The 17,202-nt window shown below is 70.9% G+C and carries 7 protein-coding genes; all 7 read right to left on the bottom strand.

The window, feature by feature from the left end; all coding sequences use genetic code 11:
* Positions 1 to 129: 129 nt before the first annotated feature.
* Positions 130 to 3,501, bottom strand: a complete 3,372-nt coding sequence (locus HW274_RS11270) for an RDD family protein (RefSeq protein WP_185988823.1) — start codon at positions 3,499 to 3,501, stop codon at positions 130 to 132.
* Positions 3,498 to 6,083, bottom strand: a complete 2,586-nt coding sequence (locus tag HW274_RS11265; protein WP_185988822.1) for a transglutaminase family protein — start codon at positions 6,081 to 6,083, stop codon at positions 3,498 to 3,500. The genes HW274_RS11270 and HW274_RS11265 overlap by 4 nt, the downstream gene beginning before the upstream one ends.
* Complete coding sequence (locus tag HW274_RS11260; protein ID WP_075254964.1) at positions 6,080 to 7,459, bottom strand: DUF58 domain-containing protein; 1,380 nt, start codon at positions 7,457 to 7,459, stop codon at positions 6,080 to 6,082. The genes HW274_RS11265 and HW274_RS11260 overlap by 4 nt, the downstream gene beginning before the upstream one ends.
* 5 nt (positions 7,460 to 7,464) lie before the next feature.
* On the bottom strand, positions 7,465 to 8,430 hold the full coding sequence (locus HW274_RS11255; RefSeq protein WP_075254965.1) for a MoxR family ATPase: 966 nt from the start codon (positions 8,428 to 8,430) through the stop codon (positions 7,465 to 7,467).
* An 80-nt stretch (positions 8,431 to 8,510) separates the two neighbouring features.
* A complete protein-coding gene (locus tag HW274_RS11250; RefSeq protein WP_081376294.1) occupies positions 8,511 to 14,798 on the bottom strand; it encodes an Ig-like domain-containing protein in 6,288 nt (2,095 codons plus the stop codon).
* A complete protein-coding gene (locus HW274_RS11245; protein ID WP_021606967.1) occupies positions 14,795 to 15,235 on the bottom strand; it encodes an adenylyltransferase/cytidyltransferase family protein in 441 nt (146 codons plus the stop codon). The genes HW274_RS11250 and HW274_RS11245 overlap by 4 nt, the downstream gene beginning before the upstream one ends.
* Complete coding sequence (locus HW274_RS11240) at positions 15,235 to 16,689, bottom strand: sugar transferase (protein WP_003787575.1); 1,455 nt, start codon at positions 16,687 to 16,689, stop codon at positions 15,235 to 15,237. Before HW274_RS11240 ends, HW274_RS11245 begins: the two co-directional genes overlap by 1 nt.
* Positions 16,690 to 17,202: the final 513 nt, after the last annotated feature.

The following is a 17,202-nucleotide window of genomic DNA, read 5'->3' as shown; positions in this document are numbered from 1 at the left end:
GGTCACGCCCCGAGAGAGGATCACGCTCGAGGCGTCGTTGAGTGAGCGCCGTCGAGACCCATAACCACTGGGGCCCGCACTCCTGGACAGGAGTTCGGGCCCCAGCGCTTGAGGGAACCGGTACAGAGCTCAGACGACCTCCACCTTGAAGGCGATGCGGCCGAAGAAGATCGTGCTGCCCTCCAGGGCGGACAGTGCCTTGTCCGGTACGGCCTCGACGGTGCGCCCGTCGCGGTACTCCACCCGCGTCCCGTTGGTGGAGTGCAGGTCGGTGACCCACACCCCGTCCAGCAGCGGGAAGATCGCCGCGTGCGTCTTGGACACCGAGCGTGTGGGATCGTCGAGAGCCACGCGCTCCGCCCCGGGGTAGGCCGAGATGTTGTCGGGGTCGCGGCCCACCACCGTGGGCTCGTGGATAACGATCGGGTTGCCGCCCAGCAGCGGGACAAGACGCACCGATAGGGCCGGGGTGGCCGAGGAGGCCGACGGCAGCGACGGTGTGGCGGTCTGGGCGCTTGCGGCGGGAACCGGGGTGAGTGGGGGCAGAGAGACGCCCGCAGCGGGGGCAGCGGAGGCAGGTGCGGCCGCCCCCGGCTTGCTGCCGGCACCGTGCCTGGACGTGCCGGTGTGAGGCTGCGCCGGCGCCTGGACGGAGGCGGAGCGCTCGTGACGAGTGGCGCCGGCCTCCGCGGCGGGGGCATCGCTGCGGGACTCACCGGGGACGGCGCGTTCATCCGCGGGCGAGGGGATACCCGGCCCCGAGAAGCGGTGCGAGGCGTGGGACCGGCGTGCGGAGCTCGCCTCGGAGGCGGCCGCGCTCGCCGCGCTGCCGGCAGAGGTCCGAGCGTGGCTGCGGTGACTGCGCACGGTCGGGTGTGTGTTCCCCTCGGAGGATGCCGGCACACCACCGGGAACGGTGGCCGGGTTGGTCAGGTCCATCGGGGACGCGTGCTGCGCAGGCGCCGAAACCGTCTTCGGCTGCTGCGGCAGGCCGTCGTCGGAGACGATGACTCCTTCCGGCAGGGAGTCCACCGTGGCGGCATCGACCGAGGTGGGAACCGAGGACCAGGGCACCGAGTCGATGAGGGCCTGCGTGTTGCGGTCCCCTGAGGGCAGGATGCTGGAGGTGTCGAAGGTGTGCGCCACCTCCGGGACGGGGCCTGCTCCGGCAGCGAAGCGCTGCCGATCGGAGGCGAAGAGGCTCTCGCGACGAGGAACGCCGGGCTGTGACACCGACTCTCGCTGATCCTCGGCGGGTGCAGCAGACGAGCCGGAGGTCTTCTTGCCGGTGTGACCGGGCTGAATCCTCCAGCGCTGGGCGTGGGCGTGTCGTGGTTCCATCGTTTGTGATGTTACGGGTTTTGTGGCTTTCGAGCGCGGGACTTGTGGTGTGGAAGTCGCATCGTGCGACGTGGAGGACTCTGATGCCTCGGAATCGGCAGCAGTTTTGGAGGATTCCGCTGAGGGCGTCGTCGCTTCGGACTGCTGCTGATCGGCCGGGTGCTGATATGAGGGCGGCGCGTGGGACGAGGGCTTCTCGGCCTCGTCACCCTGGCCGTCGGTGGCATCCGTGGACTGAGACGGCGCGTCCTCCACGATGTCGAGCGTAGCGGTTTCGGATTCCGTCTGCGAGGGCTGCTGCGTCGGGGCGTCGTCGGAGTCGGACGATGCGGCCGCCGGCGGCTCCTCGGCGTCCGCCTCGGACGGCTCGCCGGATGGTTCCTCGACGTCCGCAGCCGGTTCCTCGACCGGTTCCACGGCGTGCTCGTCAACCGCCTCCTCAGCTTCCCCTGCCGTTTCTTCGGCCGTCTCCTCGGTCGGTGCTGGGCCGGCCGGCTGCGATGATGCGGCCGGGGCGGCGTCGTCCGCCTCCGGCTCGGTGGCCTCGGCGGGGGCGAGCGGTGCCGGCTCCGTGTGCTGGTGAGCCGGGGGAGCGGCGTCCTCCGCTGCCTCGGGGGCGGTTGAGACGGTGTCCTCGTCGGCCGGCCCCGTCGAGGGTATCGATGCTCCTGCCACGGCCGGCCGTGAGTCGGCCCGGGCCGCGGCCATGGCAGCGGATGCCTGAGGATCCATGGGGGTGGCCGAAGCGACGGCGACGGCCTCGGCGTCGGTGTCCACAATGGCCGGACCGGCCTCCGCCGCCGACTTCGCGGAGGCGGACGATGACACGGTCGCCGCCTTGGTGGCCTTGACGCTGACCTGAGGCGCGGCTGCGATCGTTGCGGCATCCGTGCTCGCGGCCTGGCCCGCGGCGGAGCCTCCTGAGACCACAGGCGCGTAGCCATCGGGGGAACCGGCCTTCAGGGCGCGACCGGCATGGCGCGCGGGCCGGGCCGGACGGGGCCGACGGATCGAGGAGGAGACCGGATCCGACGTCGTCGGGTGCGCGTTCCTGCCGGAGGAGTCGGTGATGCCGGCCTCGGTGGCGCTCTGGGCGCCCGCGGTGGCGGCCTGCTGGGTCTCCTGTGCCGTCTCCTGGCCGGCCCTGGCGCGCGTCGAGCCCGGACGGGGGCCGCGTTTCCTGGGCTTCTTGCCCCGTGCCGTCTTGCCCGCCTTCTTCTCGGTTTTGCGCTCGGCTCGCTCGGAGGGCCGAGTGCGGGGGGCGGACTCGCCTGACTCCTCGGGGGCCTGAGTGGACAGTTCCGCGGCGGGTTCCTGGCCCGCGGCGCTGCGCTCGGCGGGGGAGGAGAGAGACGCGCGCCTGGCGGCGTCCCAGGCCTCACCGATGTCCTGAGCGGAGGACGTCTCGGGCTCCTCCGGCGCCACGGCACCGGCGTCGGCCCGGGGGCCGAGGGAGGCGGGCTCGGTGGCTGGGCGGTGTGCCGACCCGGCCTCTGAGGGAGCAGGTCGTGCGGGACGCCTCGGCCTGCGGGCGTTGAGCAGCGCCATCCCGGAGAGCTTGTCGTGCCAGCCGCGCCCCTCGGGGTCGGCGGCCGCCGTGCGCATGAGCGCGATGGTGCCCAGGCCGAGCGTGGTGATGCTGACGGCCAGGATGAGATCGGCGTGGAGGAACGAGCCCAGTGGTGAGGGGGTCTGGTTGCGGGCCCCCAGCATGCGGATCCTGAGCAGGCGCCCGCCCAGGGACCAGCCGGTGGCGGCGATGGCCAGCCAGCGTGCCCCGACGACCAGACCGAAGGCGATGAGCCCGCTGGTCAGGGCCGGGCGGCCGCCCACCTGCCAGATGACCGTGGTCAGGCCCCCGACCAGAAGCGAACCGATGACGAGGTCGATGACCCCGGCGACGACACGTGCCCGCACCAGGGCCGGGGGGAGGCGGCGATGCACAGCTGAGGGCGTGTGCGCGCCGGCCCGGGCCGCGTTGGGCTCCGGGCCCCGGGAGTCGGCCGTCTGCGCTCCGCCGTGCGGATCACCGGGGGCGCTCGGCGCCATGCCGTACGGACTGACGACGTCGGTGCGCGGCGCGTCATCGGACGGACGGGAGGACGTCGGTCGGCCCGCAGCGGTCGAGGCGCTGCTACGGGCGTCAGCAGTGATCGTCATGACCGCAACCTCCTGGGTCGACGTGACCGCCTGTCGGCGGGATGGACGAGGGAGCGCGGGGACAAACGGGCCCATACCCGTCCCAGGCGCGAGCGGTCCGCCCCCATGCAGCGGACGATCGCATCTGAGGATTCCCACAACTCCCCTAGAGCGTACGATGGCGGCTCCCCGGAGCTGAAGACCTGGGTGTCAACTGCTCCGGCGAATCGAGGCAGATCGACCTGCGGGAAGTGAGGGGCCAGCTGCGCGGCTGCCTCCCTCCGAGTGGCCCCCCACCCGGGGTAGCGCCCCAGGTCGCGGGCCCGGTCAAGAATCTCCTCCCAGGCTCCCAGGGCCTTGCCGACGCCGGTGCGTGCGCGTCGGCGTCGGCGCCGCCAGGCCTTCCACCCCAGGACCGAGCCCACGATCATCGCGATCGCCAGGACGGAGCCTCCGACGGCGATGACCGCCGTCGGCAGACCGCCCTTGTCCTTGTCCTGGGGGTCGTCGCGCTGCGGGTCCTCGTAGTTGGGGGGCAGCTGGGCCGGGTCCTCATTGGGCAGCGGGGGCTGGAGGACGTTGGGCTCGGGGTTGGAGACCTTCTGGGTGGTCTGCTGCTGGGGAACCTGGTCGCGGTCCGGCGTGACGTCGAAGGACACCCAGCCCAGTCCCTCGAAGGGGATCTCCACCCAGGCCTTGACGTCCTCGCCGGTGACGGTCTTGGCGTCGCCGTCAGTGGCCGGGTCGAAGCCCATGACGACGCGGGCCGGGATGTTGAGCGAGCGGCACATGAGCATCATGAGCACCGAGTACTGCTCGTCGTCGCCGATGAGGGAGTCGGCCTCCACCATGGAGGCGATGCGGGCGGCCCCGTGCCCGGGCTGGGAGGGGCTCTTGGTGCCGTCGGAGTAGTAGCTCGTGCGCAGGCGCTGCTGAAGCGCCCGGACCTGCGCGATGGGGTTGGACTCGGCCCCGACGATCTCCTTGGCCAGGGAGGCCACTGACGACGGTACCTGCTCGACCGGTCCCAGCGAGGTCTGCGCCAGCGAGGCCTTGTTGAGGGCGGCCTCGGAGGGCGCGGTGTAGGGGGCGACCCGCTCGGTGAGGACGTCACCCGAGGCCAGGCCGCTGGTGGCGATCCCGGTGGAGGAGAACTTGTCGTAGTACATGCCCTCGCGCAGGGCCGACTGACGCGGCCCGGAGGACTCGATGCGGATCGTCTCGGGCATGGTGGGCACCCAGGGGAAGCTGTAGTCCTCGATGGTCAGGGAGGAGGTCTGCTTGCGTCCGTCGAGCCGGTTGGCCGTCAGCTGGGTCTTGTCGCCGATGCGCTCGAAGCGCGACTGGCCGTTCTCGTTCTGACCGATGTGGGCCGACAGACCGTCGTAGGAGTCCAGGGCGGCGATGCGGATGCGTCCCCCCGAGGGCAGATTGATCGGCTTCATGAGCCGGGTGTGGGCCTTGTCCGTCTCCAGGGTGCGCACCAGGGACAGGGGGCTGGCGTACTCGGTCACGTCCAGCGGCGGCTGGAACAGGTCGCGCACCACCGTCCGGGAGGCGGGGGCGGCGGGGGTGAGGACCATGGCGGCCAGGGAGGTGACCAGCAGCAGCACGGCGGCGATGACCGTTCCGCGCAGGGCCGCCCGCCCCAGGTCCCCGGTGGAGCGGGCGCTCGTGGCGCCCGAGGTTGTCGAGAAGGAGCTCAGGTCCAGGGCCTCGACGACGTGGCTGCGCCGCTGCCGCAGGGAGCCGCAGGTCCACAGGGCCAGGATCCCGACGACGAACAGGACGCCCAGCACGGTCGGGCGCACGGTCTCCTGCCCGCCCCAGCCGATGCCGACGGCGGGCAGGCAGGTCAGGGTCAGGCCGGCCAGGACCTCACGGCCCGCCAGGATGAGGCGGGTCGCCAGCGCCGAGACCACCAGCCCGGTCATCCAGGGCAGCACCGTCATGCCGCTGAAGGAGCTCAGCGGCATCGGCACGGTCAAGGCGTCGCGCCACACGGTGATCGTGGAGCCCAGCACCGTCTTGATCGCCGCGGTCCCGGAGCCGACGTCGGTCAGCAGCCACGGGGCCACCAGGACGTGGACCAGCGCCAGGGCCGCCATGCTCGGCAGCACCGACAGGCGCAGGCGCGAGCAGAGCATGGAGGTCAGGGCGCCGATGAGCGCGCCGTAGCCGACGGCGAGGCAACCGACCACGGAGGCGAAGATCGGCAGGAAGGGGACCGCGCCGATGGCGAGGATCCCGGCCATGAGGACCAGCTCGAGGGCGGCGGCCGCCGGCGTGGGCGGCTTGGCGCCGCGCCGGGGAGGCAGGAAGCGGCGGGCGGAGAGCGCCGGCCGAGAGGGGCGCGACAGGAGCGGTCCGGCGCCGGTGATCGAGCGGGCCTGACGAGTCGTCTCGTTGCTGTAGAGGCTGCGCGTGCGCGACGACGTCGCCGTCGACCAGGAGGAGGGCGACCCGTCCGAGCCTCCGGAGGGCGCAGCGGTGACCTGCGAGGGGGCCTCGGCCGGAGAGGGCGCCCCGGCCGGCGAGGCGCCCGAGATCGGGGAGCCCGCGGTGCGGGGGGATGTGGTGGTGAGGGTTGTCGTGGGGGTCATAGTGCTCGCCTCAGGGCGGTGGGAAGCTGCTCAAGACGGTCCATGTCCACGACCGGCATCGTTCCGGCGTGGTGGCGCGACAGACCGCGCTGGCCGGCGCGCAGGGCAACGGTCACCATGGGCAGCGGGGCGAAGCCGCGGGCCCGGGCCAGCACGGCGCGGTCGACCTGCTGGCCGGTGACGAGGACGACGATAGAGGCATCGGGGTGCGCCGTGCAGGCGTGTCGCACCAGGAGGTCGCAGCCGTAGTCGTCCTCACCGGTGCTCAGCAGGCAGGACGTGTCCAGCATCCGCAGGGCGGAGGAGGTGGGCAGGGCCCCGATCTGGGTGATGAAGCGGACCTCGCGCCCGTCCTGGATCGCGTCCATGGCCAGCGAGCAGGCGATGGACACCGCGGTCTCGAAGTCCTCCTCACCGGCGTAGTCGTCGTGGCGGGTGGACAGCAGGACGAGCAGGCTGGAGCGGCGGGTCTCCTCGAACTGCCGCACCATGAGCCGGCCGGTGCGGGCCGTGGTGCGCCAGTGGACGTTGCGCCGGTCATCGCCGGGGACGTACTCGCGCAGGGCGTGGAAGGCGACGTCGGAGCTGGACAGGTCCTGGGTGACGGCGCCCTCGATGTCCCGCAGGACACCGTGCAGGACTGTGCCCAGGCGCACGGTGCGCGGGTGGATGTGGATGTGCTGCGGGGTGCTCAGGGAGCGCTCGCGCTGGAGCAGCCCCACCGGGTCGCGCTGGACCGCCAGGACCGGACCGACGGTGACGATGCCGCGGCGCTGCGTGGGCAGGACGAAGCCGCGCTCGTGGACGGCCCCGGGGGTCAGGGTGGGGACGACGAAGACGGCGCGCCCCGGCCCCACCGGCATCTCCATGCGCGAGGGCAGCAGCGGCCGGGTACGGGGGTTGGTGACGGTCAGGCGGATGAGGGCGTGGTCGCCCACGGTGACGCGGGACTCGAGCAGGTTGTGGTTGACCGAGTAGCCGCGGCGGGGGATGAGCCACAGCCATGCGCTCACCGCGACGATGCCGACGGCGGCCGCGGCGCTCCACGCCTCCTGCCAGCCCATGACGGCCCCGGTCAGTCCGCAGGCCGCCAGCAGCACCAGGCTGCCCCATCCGATCGGGGTCACGGTGTGCAGCAGCCAGCGCAGCGGCCGCAGCGCCACCGCGGCCGCTGCGGCCAGTCGGGACTGCGAGGGCCTGGCGGTCAGGGACTCGTTCGTGGAGGTCGACGACGCAGCCGGTGCCGCGGGCTGCGCGGAGGCCGGCGCCCCCGAGGACGTGGGGGCTGCGGTGGAGGAGGCGGATGCGCCGGACCCGCCCGCCGAGCCCGGACGGGCCTGGCGGGCAGGTTTCTGCGACGTCGTCTGAGGCGTCATGCGGCTCAGTCGCGCGTCGTGGGGGCGGGGACCTGCGCCAGGGCGGCGGTGATGACGCCGGAGGCGGTGGCGCCGGTGAACTCGGCGTCGGGGTCCATGACCAGGCGGTGGGCCCACACGACCTCGGCGAGGTCCTTGACGTCGTCGGGCAGGACGTAACTGCGGCCCTGGGAGGCCGCCCACACCCGGGCGGCCCGAGCCATGCCGATGGCGCCACGGGTGGACACGCCCATGCGGGTCTCGTCGGCTGCACGCGTGGCCTCCACCAGCGCCCCGATGTAGTCCAGCACCGAGTTCTCGATGTGGTTCTCCGCGGCCAGGTCGGCCATGGAGGCCACCACGGAGGAGGCCACGACCGCGGACAGGCTCTTGGAGCGATCCGGATGGGCCGAGCTCGACAGGATCCGGGTGAGCGCCTCCCGGTTGGGGTAGCCCACGGAGGTCTTCATCAGGAAGCGGTCGAGCTGGGCCTCGGGCAGGCGGTAGGTGCCGGCCTGCTCGATGGGGTTCTGGGTGGCGATGACCATGAAGGGACGCTCGGTCGTGTGGCGCACGCCGTCGACCGTCACCTGGGACTCCTCCATGACCTCCAGGAGGGCCGACTGGGTCTTGGGGCTGGCCCGGTTGATCTCGTCGGCCAGGACGATGGAGGAGAAGATCGGGCCGGCGTGGAAGTCCCAGGTGCCGGTCTTCTGGTCGTAGATCGTCACGCCCGTGATGTCGCTGGGCAGCAGGTCGGGGGTGAACTGGATGCGCGAGTGCGTCCCCTGCACCGAGGCCGCCAGGGCCCGGGCCAGGGCGGTCTTGCCGGTGCCGGGGGCGTCCTCGAGCAGGAGGTGGCCCTCGGAGAGCATGGTGGTCAGGGCCAGCTTGATTACGTCCTCCTTGTCGAGCAGCGCCTGACTGACGTTGTTGACAATGGTGGAGAAGGCGTCAGCGAACCATGTCGCGTTCTCGGGAGTCATCGGCATGGAATCAATGATCCTTCGGGTGGAGAGAAGTGGGTGTGTGACATGTTGCGTACTGGGCATCGATCCGGTTAATGAACCGGTTATTGCTGGGTGCAGGTGATGGTCTGGTCCCAGTTCGGCGTCCTGTGGGGGAACTTGTGCCGGGCGTAGCCGTTCTTATCGAGGGCGATCTCCTCCTCGTTCCAGGCGGGCTGCCAGTTCCAGGTGTCCCAGTACCAGTAGCCGCAGGAGACGGTGCTGTTGGGGTTTCCGGTGATGTCGAAGACCATCTGGAAGCAGGTGCCCCAGGGGCCAAAGGGGTGACACCTCTGCGTGTAGTCCACGTAGAACCGCTGCTCGGTGCCGACCGGGTAGGCCTGCTTCTTGTCATCGTCGTCGTCATCATCGTTGTCGGGCTTGGACGGCCGGGTGACGGTGTCGCAGCCCCACTCGGAGGTGCCGGCGTTGGTCCTGGCCCGCACGCACCAGGTGAGCGACTCGCCGCGCTTGAGCTTGCCGTCATAGGTGTCACCGATCTCGACGTCCTCCACGGACTTGCCGCCGTCGTCGGTCTGCTCGTACTCGGCGCTGGCGCCGTTGTTGGCCCCGGGGCTCCAGGAGCAGGAGACCTTCTTCTGCTTCTTCCCGGTGAGCTCGCAGCTGACCGAGGGAGCCGACGGCGGACCGTAGGGCGCCACCGGCGAGGAGGCGACGACGTCGGAGTACTGCCCGCCGCCGTTGGCGCGGGCGTAGACGGTGTAGGCCTGCCCGTCGTTCAGTCCCCGGATGGTCGAGGAGCTGGTCCAGGTGACCTGGTCCACGGAGTACTCCACCGTCAGCTCGCCCACGCTCCAGCCGTTGCCGGCCCGGGGTGAGGAGCTCACGGACAGCTCGCCGCTGTTGCCGGTGGCCTTGACCGCGGGGGTCGACGGCGTCAGCGGGGTCGGCTTGTAGGTGTAGCTGGCCTGGCCCGAGGTCTTGGAGCCGTGACCGTTGTCGGCCTCGACCCAGAAGGTCCAGGTTCCGCGCGAGACCGACACCGTGGTGGAGGTGGCCCCTCCCACGTTCTTGGAGTCGCTGGTGTGCCCGTTGGAGTAGTGCAGCGTGTAGCTCACGGGGCTGCCGTTGCCGTTGGCGGCCTGCCAGCCGATGGTGACCGTGTCCCCGTTGGGGGTGATGACGGGGGTCCCGGGGGTGCCGGGCTCGCCGTAGGGCGTCACCGAGTTGGACGGGGAGGACCACTCCGAGACCGTCCCCTGGCTGGACCTGGCGCGCACCTGAGCGGTGTAGGCGCGTCCCGGGGAGACGTCGAAGGAGGCCGAGCCCCCGGAGATGCCCGACTGCACGGTGCCGTCGGAAAGGCGCACGTCATAGGTCGCCGTGCCCCCGAAGGGGTCGTCCACCTCGGTCCAGGCGGCGGTGACCTTGCCCGAGCCGGCCGTCAGCGTGGGCGCAGCCGGGGTCTTGGCGGTGGCGTTGTGCTGGTAGGACACCGTCGTGGCCTCGGAGTCGCCGTACTTGTTGGTGGATACGACCTGGATGCTGTAGCTCTGACCGGGCGCCAGACCACTGATGAGGCAGTTCGAGGTCGAGCAGGACTGCTCGGAGCCGTTGACACTGACCTTGTAGCCGGTGATGGGGGAGCCGTTGGCGGAGCCGTCGGTCCAGGACACGCGCGCCGAGTCGGCGTCCACGGGGGTCACGCTCACCCCGGAGGGGGCTGCGGGCGCCACCCCACCGACCTGGACGGTGATGGTGCCGGTGACGGCCCGGGACTCCGAGCCGGTGGAGTCCAGCACCTTGTACTGCGCGGTGATGGTGCCGTGGAACCCGTTGTTGGGCGTGATCGTCACGGTCGTTCCCGAGGCGCTGATCGAGCCTTGGCCGGAGGTGATCGTCGGGGTGCCGGACAGGGTGATCGGCTTGTCCGGGAAGGGGTTGCTCACCGCCTTGGACACGTCGGTGCTGACCGCCTCGCCGTTGCGGGACTCCAGGTTGATCGGGGCGGTGGTCATGAGGGGCTTGTTGGAGGCACTGACCCGCACCGGCAGGGAGGCGCTCACCGGCGGGTTGACGCCGTCGGAGACCGTGATCGGGATGGAGCCCGTGGTGCCCTCGGCGGTCTTGTCGGAGGCCTTGACCGACAGCGTCGAGCCGCTCAGGGAGATCTCGAATCCCGCGGGGGCGGGACCGGCCTGGAAGGAGAGCTTGTCACTCGGGTCGGGGTCGGTGGCCATGGCGGCCAGGTTGGCCGTCACGGCCCCCTCGCCGGGGGCAACCGTCATCTCGGTGGGGGTGAAGGTCGGCGGCCGGTTCGTCGAGGAGTCCACGATGATCGGCAGCGTGAGCGTCGAGCTCAGGGCGTCGGAGCCGGTGCCGTCGGCCACGGTGAAGGTCACCGAGGTCTGCCCGGTGAAGCCCGAGTCGGGGGTGAAGGACAGCGCCGACCCGCCCGAGGCGACCTTGGCGTCCTTAGTGCCCTTGGCCATGTGGATGGAGGAGGTGTCCGTGATGACGGGCTTGGTGCCCTCACGGGTGAGGATGTAGGAGGACAGGTTGATGTCGGTGGTCTTGTCCGCTAGCACCCGGGCGGGCACGGCCGAGGGGTTGATGCGGGGCCGCAGGGCCGAGCGGGCCGGCACCACGACGACGGCGTGGCCGGTCAGCCCGTCGGCGTCGGTGATCGTGTAGAGCACGAGCCGCTGGGTCTCGCCCACCGTGAGGCTCAGGGAGTCCTTGCCCACCTCGACGTCGGGGTCGGAGGAGGACAGCTTGAGGTCCCACGGCGAGCCGTCGGTGTCCTTGTCGTTGTCCAGGACCGGGACGGTGACCTTGCCGTTGGCGTCGACCTGGTCGACGGTGACGTAGTCGTCCACGCCCACCGGGTTGGCCAGGGGGGCGTTGCTCGAGACCTGGACGGTGACGGTGCCGGTGTCGGTGCCGCCGCGTCCGTCGGAGACGGTGTAGGTGACCGAGTGGTTGCCCTCCTTCTCCGGCAGGTCGAGCACCAGGCGGCCGGCGCGGGTGGACACGCCCAGGGAGGGGTCGCTGGAGACCGGGTCGCCCTCCAGGGACAGGCTGTCGCCGTCGGTGTCCAGGTCGTTGGACAGCACGTCCACGGCCACGGTGCGCCCGGGCTTGGCCACGACCAGGTCGTCGGTGGCCACCGGGGCCACGTTGAGCGGTGATGCCTGGGCCACGCCCACCCGGACCGTGCCGGTGGCCTGGGCCCCGAAGCGGTCCTCGACGACGTAGGTGAAGGTGTCGGTGCCGGTGGCCCCCTCGGAGGGCGTGTAGGTCAGCCACGAGGAGTTGATCTCCACCGAGCCCAGGGAGGGAGCCTGATTGAGGCCCACGAGGCTCACCGAGTCGCCGTCGGGGTCGATGCCGTCCAGGGGCACGGTGATGTTCGTGGCCGAGCCGGCCAGGGTGCGGGCCTCCAGGTTGCGCGGTGAGGGCGCGGAGTTGTGCTCGGCGTCCTGGGCGCGCACCTCCACGGTGAGGACGCCCGAGGCGGTCTGGCCCTGGTCGTCCTTGGCCGTGTAGGCGTAGGAGGTGCGGCCGGGCCGGTTGCCGGCGCGGAAGCGCACGGTGTTCTCGCTGACCCAGGCGGTGCCCAGCTCGTCGCCCACCAGGCTGACCTGGGAGTCCACCGACAGGTTGAGACCGGCGGGGGAGGAGTCGTTGTCCAGGACGGAGGCGGTGACGACGTCGCCGGCTCGCACGACGGCGGTGTCGTTGGTGACCACCGGCGGCTGGGGCTGGGACTGGGTCACCGGGACGATGGCGACCTTCCCGGTGGCGCTGGAGGTGCCGTTGGTGACCGTGTACTCCACCGTCAGGTTGGCCGGCACGGTGCTGGCCGCGCTGATCTGCAGCAGGGAGTGGTCCACGACCGTGACAGTGACCCCGGAGTCCGGCGGGGTCTTGACCGACTGCAGGACCAGGATCCCCCCGGAGGGGTCGAAGTCGTTGGTGAGCGGGGCGATGGTCGTCGAGCCGCCGTTGCGCAGCAGGGCGGTGTCGTTCTCGACCTCGGGGGGCACGGTGGCGTCGGCCTTGGGCGTGACGTCCACGCGCACGATGCCCTGGGCCGTGTTGGCCCCGTCCATGACGTCGTAGGTGAGGTAGTAGGTCTGGGCCTGGGCGTTGGGCTCGGTGGAGAAGGTGAAGACACCGGCCTGCTGGTCGACGCTGATCGAGGTCCCGGCCGGGGCCTCCTGCACCGCGGCCAGGCGCAGGGTCCCCCCGGAGGGGGAGGTGTCGTTGTCCAGTGGTGAGACGACGGCCTTGGAGCCGGCGACGACACGCACGTGGTCGGCATTGGCGATCGGCTTGGCCGACTGGGCCGGCTGCACGTCGACCTTGACCACGCCGGAGGTGGTCTCCCGGCCGTCGGAGACGGTGACGGTCAGGTCGCGGGTACCGGTGCCGGCGCCCAGCTCGCGCACCGTGACGGTGCCCTCGTTGGAGACCTTGGTGTCCAGACCCTCACCCTGGGCGGAGACCAGGTAGAGGTCGTCCCCGTCGGGGTCCAGCCAGTGGCCCAGCACGTCCAGGGAGCCGGAGGCCTTCTCGGCAACGGTCAGGGTGGGGGTGGTGATCTGCTTCGGGGCGCCGTTGACGTCCCAGCCGTGGACGTCAACGGTGGCGACGGCGGAGTCGCTCATACCGCGGCCGTCGTCGGCCGTGTAGGGCACGGAGAAACTGCCGGAGGCGTTGTCCGGAACGTCCATGCGCAGAGCCAGTCCGCCCTGGGCCTTGGTGGCCTTGAGCGAGCCTCCGTTGTCCTGGGGGGTGGCGGTGAGGACGTCGCCGTCGGGATCGGAGTCGTTGGCCAGCACCGGCAGGAGGGCGGAACGGCCCGGGCGCACGCCGAAGCTGTCGTCGACCGCCTTGGGGGGATGGTTCTCCTCGGTGCGCTCCGGCGGGGTCTGGGAGTCCGAGGTGTTGGCCGAGTCGTCCTTCTGATCGGCGTTGTCGTCGGTCTGGGCGGTCTTGTCCGTCCAGTCGTCGATGAGGACGAGGTCCTCGTTGGGCAGCCACACCGAGCCTGTGTCCAGGTCGTTGAGCACGATGGCATCGCGGTTGACCCTGAAGACCGGGGCGGAGGAGGCGGCGAGCTTGTCGTCGTGGGCGGTGTCGGTGCCGCCGCCGAACAGTCCCGAGCAGCTGCGCACGAACTGGCCCGAGCCGGACCAGGCCGCGTAGACGCACTTGCCCAGGCGCACCGGCTGGGCGGGCACGCCCTCGGGGGCGGAGCCCTCCTTGGCCGACGGCGTCCTGGTGACCTTGCCCCCGTCCAGGGGGACGGAGATGAGCTCGTTGCGGGAGGCGACCAGGACCGAGTCGGCATCGGGGCCGGGCTGCTGGAGCACCAGGCCCGAGGTCCCCAGGCTGATGGACTTGCCCTCGGGCAGGTGGAGGATGCCGGTGCCGCGCTCCAGGACCACGGGCTGGTCGCCGACGGCGGTGATGGCCAGATCGGTGCCGGCGGTCAGCTTCAGGGAGGTGTTCGTGGCCTCCTTCCAGCCCTTGTCGCTGGTCTCCAGGGAGACCAGCGACTTGCTGGTGGCCGAGACGGCGTGGATGGCGCCGTCCTTGCCGATGGCGGCCACGACGTCGGGCATGCCGGTGACCACGGGGGCGGCCGCGGTCAGGGAGCCGGCCTCCTTGGTCTTGGCGGCGCGGATGGTGCCCTGGACCTTGTCGACCGCCATGACCCGGTCCCCGCCCTGGGCGATGGTCACGCCCTTGGTGAGCTGGGTTCGCCCGGAGAAGGCGACCTGGGAGGGGTCGACCGAGGAGACGGAGGCGTCGCCGGAGTCGGGGACCAGGACGTCCTCGGCGTTCTGGGTGACGTCGAAGGAGGACGAGGAGGTGCGGATCGCGCCGTCGACCTCGCGGGAGGGGTAGTTGAGGCGGGCCACCAGGTGCTTGGAGGTGGAGGTGACCCACACGCCGCCGTCATTGAGATGCAGGTCGGCCTGGGCCACGCCCTCGTGGAGCCAGGCGGCCGTTCCCAGGGCGATGACGCAGACGACGGCGGCCAGCGTCGACAGGCGCTTGCGCAGCCGCACCCGCTGGGCGCGCGACTGGGGGATGCGGAAGGTCGCGGCCAGCCGGGAGGTGGTGGTGCCGGAGGTCAGGCCCGAGCCGACGTCCTGGACGTCGTCGGACCGGGAGGCCCGGCTGCGCCGCCGGGGGCGCAGGGCACCGGCGGCACGGGTGAGCAGACCGGGACGGTCCGCGGTGGACGGTTCGGTCTGAGCGGTGCCGGAGTCGGATCGGTTGCTTCCGCCGTCACCGGCACCGGAGGTGGCTGCGGCGGAGTCGATGCCGCTCGACGGGGTGTCGGGCGTCTCGAAGTCGTTACGTGAAGTGGTCACTTGGCCCCTTGGGGACTACGGGATGCGACCTCCTGGACGAGGGTGCGGCGCAGCATCGTCGAGGAGGTGGTGGGTGTGTAGGGCAGGTAGATCACCGAGGCCCCGACCTCGGCCATCTCGGCCTCCAGACGGCGGCCCTTGTCGGTGCCCTCCCAGTCAGTGCCCTTGAACAGCACGTCGAAGGGGGAGCGCTTCCAGGCCAGGCGCTTGTCCTGGTCATAGTCGGGGACCACGGAGTCCACCATGCGCAGGGCGGCCACCATGGCCATGCGCTCGGCCAGGGGCACGATGGGTCCGCGTCCCTTCATCCGCTCCAGCGACTCGTCGGTGGCGACGCCCGCGATGAGGCGGTCGCAGCGCTTGGCGGCCTCGGTGAGGATGTTGAGGTGCCCCACATGCAGCATGTCGAAGCCGCCGGGGACGTAGCCGGTAATCATCAGTAGGCTCCCTTTCCGCCGATGACCGCGCGCAGCGTTCCGGCGAAGATCTTCGCGTCCAGGGCTCCGCCCCGGTTCTCCACGTAGTGACGGTCGAGGGCCACGGTCGAGGCCCAGGACAGGTCCGAGCGTCCGGAGATCTGCCACAGGCCGGTCAGCCCGGGCTTGACCAGGAGACGACGCAGTGCCTCGGCGTCGTACTTGGCGACCTCGACGGGAAGTGCGGGGCGGGGCCCCACCAGGCTCATGTCCCCGCGCACGACGTTGATGAGCTGGGGGAGCTCGTCAATCGACAGGCGGCGGATCCAGCGGCCCACGCGGGTGATGCGCGGGTCCTGACGGTCCTTGAACATGACCTCGTTGCCGGCGTCGCCGCCGGCCTTGACCACCGAGGCGCGGCGCGCGTCGGAGTCGATGTACATGGAGCGGAACTTCCACATGGTGAAGGGCTTGCCGTCCTGGCCCACGCGGGTCTGGGTGTAGAAGACCGGACCGGGGGAGTCGAGGCGGATGGCGAGCGCGGTGGCCGCCAGCAGCGGCGAGATGAGGGCCAGCCCGATGGCACCGGCGAGCCGGTCGAACAGGGCCTTGCCCGCGGCGCGGGTGCGGCGGGTCTTGACAGCGATGAGACCGGTCCAGCCGTGCGTGACGGTCAGGGCCCGCATGCGCCCGGGCACGACGTCCTGCAGCCCGGGGGCGACGACGAGGCGCACCTGGGTGCCCTCCAGTCCGCGCATGAGGGTGACCAGGTCCTCGGGGATGACCGAGCCGACCGTCATGACGGCGTCGATGCGCTCGGCGTGCAGGGTCTGGGCGATGTGCTGGGGGCTGCGCACGGGCTCAGCGGAGTGGAAGGCCCGGTCCTGCCCGGAGGACAGGTAGCCCACGATGAGGAAGCCGTCCATGGGGTGGCGGCGCAGCTGGGTGAGCATGGGCTGGGAGCCCGAGCCCATGACGATGAGGGTGCGACGCAGGGCGTGCCCCTCGAGGCGGCGGCGACGCAGCCACCCGGCCTCGATGGAGCGTCCGGTGACGGCCAGGAGGAGCTGAGCCGCCAGAGTGGCCAGCAGGGTGGTCCGGGCGACTCCGGACAGGTCGGCCAGCAGCAGGGCCACCGGGACGCTCACGGCGGCCGCGGCGACGAAGCGGCCCGTACCGGGGCCGGCCTGCTCGACGGCGTCGATACCGAGCGCTCCCAGGAACCAGGCGATGAGCACCATCGTGATGCCCACGGTGGTCGCGGACCAGACCAGTGGCAGGTGGCCGCCCAGGAGGGCGAGCCAGAAGGGGACGGCGACGGCGAAGAGGTCGGACAGGACGAGCCAGATGACGAGGTCATGGCGCGTGCGTGCCCAAGGACTGCGCGGAGCGGTGGGGGAGGTGGCGTCGGCTGCTGCTGTCGAGGGACGCCGGTGCTGCTCGCGCTGGGGCAGTGTCAGGGTCGAACTAGACAAGGTGGACTCCGCAGGGATGATCGTGGGTGGGCAATAACTGGTCGGCTAGTGCTGACGGGACGTCGTGAACAGCAGCGTTTTAGAATGCTACTAAGTCTTGCGGACGTTATTTGTGGGAAGTGGCCAAGATCGCAGGGGCAAGATGAGGAGTCGAGAGGTTTCTGAGATGTCTGTATGTTACAGGTGCGCAACGATATGGAGGTGTCAATGCGCCTCTGAGGGACCTTTCAGGGTTCTTCCAGCAGGCAGCGTTGTTGCAGGTCAGGGCCGGTATGCTGGGGTTGTGCCAAGGGGGGTGGGTGGGGGACCGTCTATGTCACAAGACGATAAACAAAAGATACCAGGTCGCCGGCCTTGATGCGTCTACTCTCGTGCCTGTCTTCAGGTGTCTTTCCGATGCCGGATTGTGACCTTCCTACAACATCAGGAGTGCTACGTGACCCAGTCGAGTTCTTCGGCACCCCGGTCGGCTTCCGGGCCGGCCGAGGCGCAGTCGGCGGACGGTGCTGCCCC

The organism is Actinomyces sp. oral taxon 169 (assembly GCF_013394715.1).
GTDB lineage: Bacteria > Actinomycetota > Actinomycetes > Actinomycetales > Actinomycetaceae > Actinomyces.
This window is presented reverse-complemented; position numbering and strand designations above follow the sequence as displayed.